Annotated in this window: 1 pseudogene; it reads right to left on the bottom strand. The window is 35.7% G+C overall.

Going from position 1 to position 1,600, the window contains the following annotated elements:
- Positions 1–615: 615 nt before the first annotated feature.
- Positions 616–1,600 (bottom strand): annotated as a pseudogene (locus ACFIKE_RS10310) (DUF3987 domain-containing protein); the annotation flags it as partial.

The following is a 1,600-nucleotide window of genomic DNA, read 5'->3' as shown; positions in this document are numbered from 1 at the left end:
GAAGTCAATTAAATCCATTTAGGATAAATAGCGAGTATCAGAAGAGGTAAAGTCATTCAAAAGCGGATAAATTTTTTCAAAAGGGATTTTTAAAGGTTATTTATCCACAGCCTATGACATGGGATAAGATCAGCAAAGTAGTGAAATCTGCTGTTTATTTCACGTATTCATCAAGATAAATGTACTACGTTCTTTAAAATATCAGAATGAGTATTTTGATAGGTTTTATAGAAGCACTAAAATAATCCAGTTTGTCAGTTCAATTTACTGACACATAACTGACAAGTTTTAATCAATTCACATCATTGGTTATCTTTAAAGATTGTAATAGTGATATGAGTTATGTTTTTAAAATACTAACCTATTGAAATATAATATTTTTAATTTTCTCTCATTTAAAAAAATAATAGAGGGTCTAAAAGGAACTGACAACACTGACAGCACTCTTCTTATAAGGTTACTCAGATTATTTTTTTAGAGAAAAGTTACTTGATGAGATGGGCATTAAATATAATTTATTAGAAAATCAAGACTTTGTTTGCTCGCCAAATTTGGCGAGCAAAGGCAGGAAAAAGAGTCTTGCCTATTTGAGTAGAAAGTTTTAGAAGACGTTTTTTATTGTTTTATGCTGTTGTCTTTGACCAAAGGATGCCATTCATAATAGGCACTAGGGTGTCCACTTGTTTGATGTGTTATCAACTTTTTTCGAAGGTGATTTGAACAGCATAAAAGCTCTAAAGCTTGCTTCACAGTTTCCTTGTCTTTTAAAGAACGCCAACATCGTCTATAGATATCCCTTGCTGTAAAAACATCAGATAAATGATCACAACGCTCGACAATTAATTTTGCACGCTCTGCTGTTAATGTATCATGCGCCGCATAAAGACGTTTGGCATGACTTAACAGATAACTTGTCCAACGCAACGCTGTTGTGATGGCATAGAGTCCAATTTCTAAACGACCAGTGTCAAGAAGTTCAAAAATCAACGCAAGACTTGCTATGGTCTTTGGCATTTTTAAAAGATGCGATTGTAAGCTTTCTGAATGCGTACCTCCTTTTGCCTCTTTATGAAGATGCTCGAACCATTCATAAAACTTCACTTGTGCTTTAGGAGAAAAACGCATAATCAGTGGTTGTTCTGGAGACCCTAAGCGTTTATCACGAAAAGAGCGAAAAACTCCTTCATACTTTTGCCACCCCTCTTGATTGGGCGGTTTATCAACCAATTGCCACTCTTTATTGTCATCGGGCCAGACAATCATTTGAAAGCGTTGCAATAAACCATCATCGTTTATTCCACGCTGTATTGCTTGAATGATGGGAATAATTCGTGAGGGTTGAATGCCTCCAATCATAGATAAAGTGACATGAGGGATAAAAATGGTTCCACGCTCGGTACGGTCATAGGTAAATTGGTTATCTTCATTAAAAGCCGTTAGATAAAAAGCAGGGTCTGTTTGATATTCCTTACGTTCCAGATTGGCTAAAAAACCAGACAATTCATCACGCACCATTAAGAGACCACGGGGGTTTCTTTTAAGAGTTCCCTAAGCTTTTCGACCATGACATCATTGATAATAAAACGTCGTTTACCAAGAG

The sequence above is a fragment of the Bartonella sp. MU70NMGDW genome, from assembly GCF_042194085.1.
Lineage (GTDB): Bacteria > Pseudomonadota > Alphaproteobacteria > Rhizobiales > Rhizobiaceae > Bartonella > Bartonella grahamii.
Note: the sequence above shows the minus strand (reverse complement) of the source record. Positions and strands in the feature narration are given on the sequence as shown.